Source organism: Rickettsia endosymbiont of Culicoides newsteadi, assembly GCF_002259525.1.
Taxonomy (GTDB): domain Bacteria; phylum Pseudomonadota; class Alphaproteobacteria; order Rickettsiales; family Rickettsiaceae; genus Tisiphia.
Genome location: NZ_MWZE01000114.1, coordinates 1 through 3,499, shown reverse-complemented (window position 1 = coordinate 3,499; position 3,499 = coordinate 1). Strand labels below are relative to the sequence as shown.

Sequence of the window (3,499 nt, the reverse complement as noted above, 5' to 3'; positions counted from 1 at the left end):
ATACTACCACGGATAGTTTAAAAGTTAAATTTAGCTAATAATTAATAATAAATTTATGTTTTGCAGCGGAATGAGAGATATTCGCAAAGGTAGCCAAAGTGAATTAATCGAAAAATCTTTAAATAGCGGACCTGAGGAAGGTGGAGTATTGTTAGTACCGGCTTTATATAATAGTATCATTACTGAGATTAACGCTAGATCACCTATGCGACAATTAGTATCAATCGAAACAATTTCTAGTAATGCCCTTGATATAGTAATTGAAGAGGGGAGTTTTGCTAGTGGTTGGGTTGGTGATTTGCAAGCAAGAGAAGAAACAACTGCCTCTCGGCTAAAGCAACAGAGAATCTTTGTGCATGAGCTTTATGCTCAGCCAAAAGCCAGTCAAACTTTGATAGATGACTCAGCTATTCGGATAGAGAATTGGTTGATAGAGCGTTTAAGAGATAGTTTTGTTAAAGCAGAAAATGAGGCGTTTATTAATGGTGATGGTAAGAAAAAGCCAAGAGGTATCTTATCAAGAGCTCGTGATAAAATAGAGCTATTTGAGATGGGGGGACAAGTTACTGCCGAAAAATTATTAGATTTCATTAATTTACTTGATGAAGAATATTTGGCAAATGCTACTTTTTTGATTAATCGTACTACTTTATCAGAAATCCAAAAACTTCAAGATAATAATGGTCGGTTTATTTGGCAACAGTCACTGTCTGATTCTTTAAAGCAAACAATATTTGGTATATCGGTGCTTTGCTGTTCTGAGATGCCGCCTATCAAGGAAGGTAATATGGCAATTGCTATAGGTGATTTTAAATCAGCCTATAAAATCATAGATCGTGGTGGTATTAGTATAATGAGAGATCCCTATACTGATAAGCCATTTGTCAAATTTTACGCAGTTAAAAGGGTAGGGGGCGACGTCGTGAATCAGAGTGCTATTAAACTGGCTATCTTTAGTTAACCTATGTGAAGTAGCTATATGTATAAAAAAAATACTTTTAGGATTATTGAACTAATTCCTCAGGCTATTTGGAGCCTAGTGGAAGTTAAGAACTATATGAGAATAGAAGGCGATTATGATGATGATTTAATTAGCAGCTTGATAGATGCTGCAATTATGGCTGCTAAGAATTTTACTAAACTTACAATAATAACAAGGCGGGTAGAGTTTGTTTGTAATATTAAAAATCAACAAAATTTTCAGTTAAAATACCAGCCGATAAAGGAATTAGTGAAGATTACTCTAACAAATAACAGTCAATCTATGAAGCTGCAATCTGATCAATATTACCTAGATCACGATCGATCATTATTATGTTTGAATAAAAAATTAGAAAATTATCAATTAATGGTTGAATATATTGTTGGTTATGATAAAATGCATATTCCAGCTTCAATAAAGCATGGCATATTAATGCATATAGCAGAAATGTATGATAGGGAAAGGCAAAATGCTACTTCTTTATCAACAGAAATTAAGAATCTATATCTAGCGTATAGACAATTAAGAATATAAGGCTTTTGGAAAGGTAAGAATGAAAAAATCAATAGCACGTACTTTACAACATCAGGTGAAAATTCTAGAGAATTTTTCTGTAAGTGAGATAGAACAAGAAAAATGGCAAGAGAAACTTTCTACTTATGCTGAAATAAAACCTATTTCTGATAATCGATTTACCTCGATAGAACATTTGAATTTTGGTCATATTATGACTGAAGGGTTTTATGTGTTTAAAATGAGATTTATCACCGGCATTACCACCAAAATGCGTATATCGTTTAGAGATAGGCAATTTGAAATTAAGCGAATTATTAATGTTGAAGAAAGAAGTAAATTCTTGAATATTATAGGGTTAGAAATATATGTCTGTTAATTTTATTCATGATTTTCACATGAGCATATATAACTTATTATCTGGGGAGCCGGATATTAGGCTTAGTGTTGACCGGATTTACATATCGGTAGTCCAAGATGCAAAATATCCGTTCTTACTAGTAAATATTTTGAAAGTTGAAAATATTTCAAGATTAGGGCAGGATATTTACCAAGTGGAATTTGAGATAAGTGCTTTTGCTAGGGATAAAAATCAGGGGCTTTTAACTTTACTGGCGGAGAAAATTACTAATAAATTAACAGCTAATTCGTGTATTCTTCAAGATTACATTGTTGCTGGTATGAAAGCCTGTAATATAAATTTTCAGCGTAGTTCTGACCTTATTACTACTAAGCTTACTATAGATTACAAAGCCTTGTTAAAGGAGAACAGAATTAGCAAAAATTGCAATAAAGGGGGTTAAAGATATTAGACCTCTTGCAAAACTCGCTTATGCTGAGGAATTTGAAGGAGACGCTTCACCTCGAACCGCAGCGTACTCTAGTGTATGTGAGGAGCAGAGTACCGCTATCACGTACAAATTGCCAGCAGAAGTAGAGTTAGGCAAGAGGTCTATTGATTAACAGTGCCATATATAGTACTGTTAATCAACATTTTATAGGAATAATTATGGCGTATTTGGTAGCTAGTGAGGCTAGGAAGAACTTATATAAATTAATAGATATGGTAGCAGAGGAGCATGAGCCAACAATAATAAAAGGCAAAAGAAATACAGCAGTTTTAATTTCAAAACAAGACTGGGAAGATATTCAAGAAACATTATTGGTAGCAAAAAATAAAGAATTAAGTCAATCAATAATCAAAGGTCTTACTACTGATTTTAAAGATTGTAAGACAAAATTGGTGGATTAGCTTAAATGTATAGTTTGTATTTTACTAGCGATGCTTGTAAAGATTTTAAAAAGATTAAGAAATCACCTTTGCAGAAACAAATATACAAATTACTAGAAATTATAAGCAATGATCCATTTCAAAATCCCCCACCTTTTAAAAAGTTAAGGGGTATGTATTTGGGAGCTTATTCGAGAAGGGTTAATTTGCAACATAGATTATTTTATGAGGTAGATAGTAGATAAGAGAATAAAGATACTACGCATGTGGAGTCATTATGGAGATAATTAAGAACTATAAGTTTGAAAAACTTCTATTGCCAAGAATGAGGATATAGAAACTATAGTCAATTCAATTCAGGAGAATTGGGTAGCAGGAACGATGGAGTGACGCCTATAAATAATGGGTGAGCATTGAGCAACAACGTCCCCAACTGCTCATCAATTGACTATATTGCAATCTATCTTAAAAAATATCCTTATACATTTAAGGCATACGGTTCACGTGTTAAAGGTCGTCATAGAAAATTTTCTGATCTTGACCTTTGTATTATGGAAGCAGTAAGTGATCAACAATTGTGTAAGTTGTAAGAAGAATTGGAGGAATCTGATTTAACTATTAAAGTGGATATAAAAAGATGGCTTGTTGATATGGATAAGGATTTTAGGTCGCTAATAAAAAATGATCTTATGCTATTATAGCACTTAACATAGAGGTTAATATAAGTTATAATGATAGATAATGAATAAATTTAATAATAGCAATATGGCGAC

Annotated in this window: 7 protein-coding genes; all 7 read left to right on the top strand. The window is 32.6% G+C overall.

The genetic code is table 11. The features are described 5' to 3' along the window. Positions 1–55: 55 nt before the first annotated feature. The 7 genes from RiCNE_RS06395 to RiCNE_RS08130 all read left to right on the top strand — a co-directional run bounded on the left by RiCNE_RS06395 (position 56) and on the right by RiCNE_RS08130 (position 3,316). Positions 56–961 carry a phage major capsid protein gene (locus RiCNE_RS06395; RefSeq protein ID WP_094649741.1) on the top strand — a complete coding sequence of 302 codons (906 nt, stop codon included), beginning with the start codon at positions 56–58 and terminating at the stop codon, positions 959–961. Positions 962–979: 18 nt separating this feature from the next. After that, entirely contained in the window at positions 980–1,516 is a 537-nt protein-coding gene (locus tag RiCNE_RS06390; protein WP_094649740.1) for a head-tail connector protein, read from the top strand. A 19-nt stretch (positions 1,517–1,535) separates the two neighbouring features. Beyond that, positions 1,536–1,874 carry a phage head closure protein gene (locus tag RiCNE_RS06385; protein ID WP_094649739.1) on the top strand — a complete coding sequence of 113 codons (339 nt, stop codon included), beginning with the start codon at positions 1,536–1,538 and terminating at the stop codon, positions 1,872–1,874. After that, positions 1,864–2,298, top strand: a complete 435-nt coding sequence (gene gp17, locus RiCNE_RS06380) for a tail completion protein gp17 (RefSeq protein ID WP_239832760.1) — start codon at positions 1,864–1,866, stop codon at positions 2,296–2,298. The genes RiCNE_RS06385 and gp17 overlap by 11 nt, the downstream gene beginning before the upstream one ends. Before the next feature lie 206 nt (positions 2,299–2,504). Then, on the top strand, positions 2,505–2,747 hold the full coding sequence (locus RiCNE_RS06370; protein WP_094649738.1) for a type II toxin-antitoxin system Phd/YefM family antitoxin: 243 nt from the start codon (positions 2,505–2,507) through the stop codon (positions 2,745–2,747). Positions 2,748–2,752: 5 nt separating this feature from the next. After that, entirely contained in the window at positions 2,753–2,971 is a 219-nt protein-coding gene (locus RiCNE_RS06365) for a Txe/YoeB family addiction module toxin (RefSeq protein WP_239832759.1), read from the top strand. Positions 2,972–3,139: 168 nt separating this feature from the next. Further along, positions 3,140–3,316: a nucleotidyltransferase domain-containing protein gene (locus RiCNE_RS08130; RefSeq protein ID WP_239832752.1), complete on the top strand. Its 177-nt coding sequence runs from the start codon at positions 3,140–3,142 to the stop codon at positions 3,314–3,316. Positions 3,317–3,499: the final 183 nt, after the last annotated feature.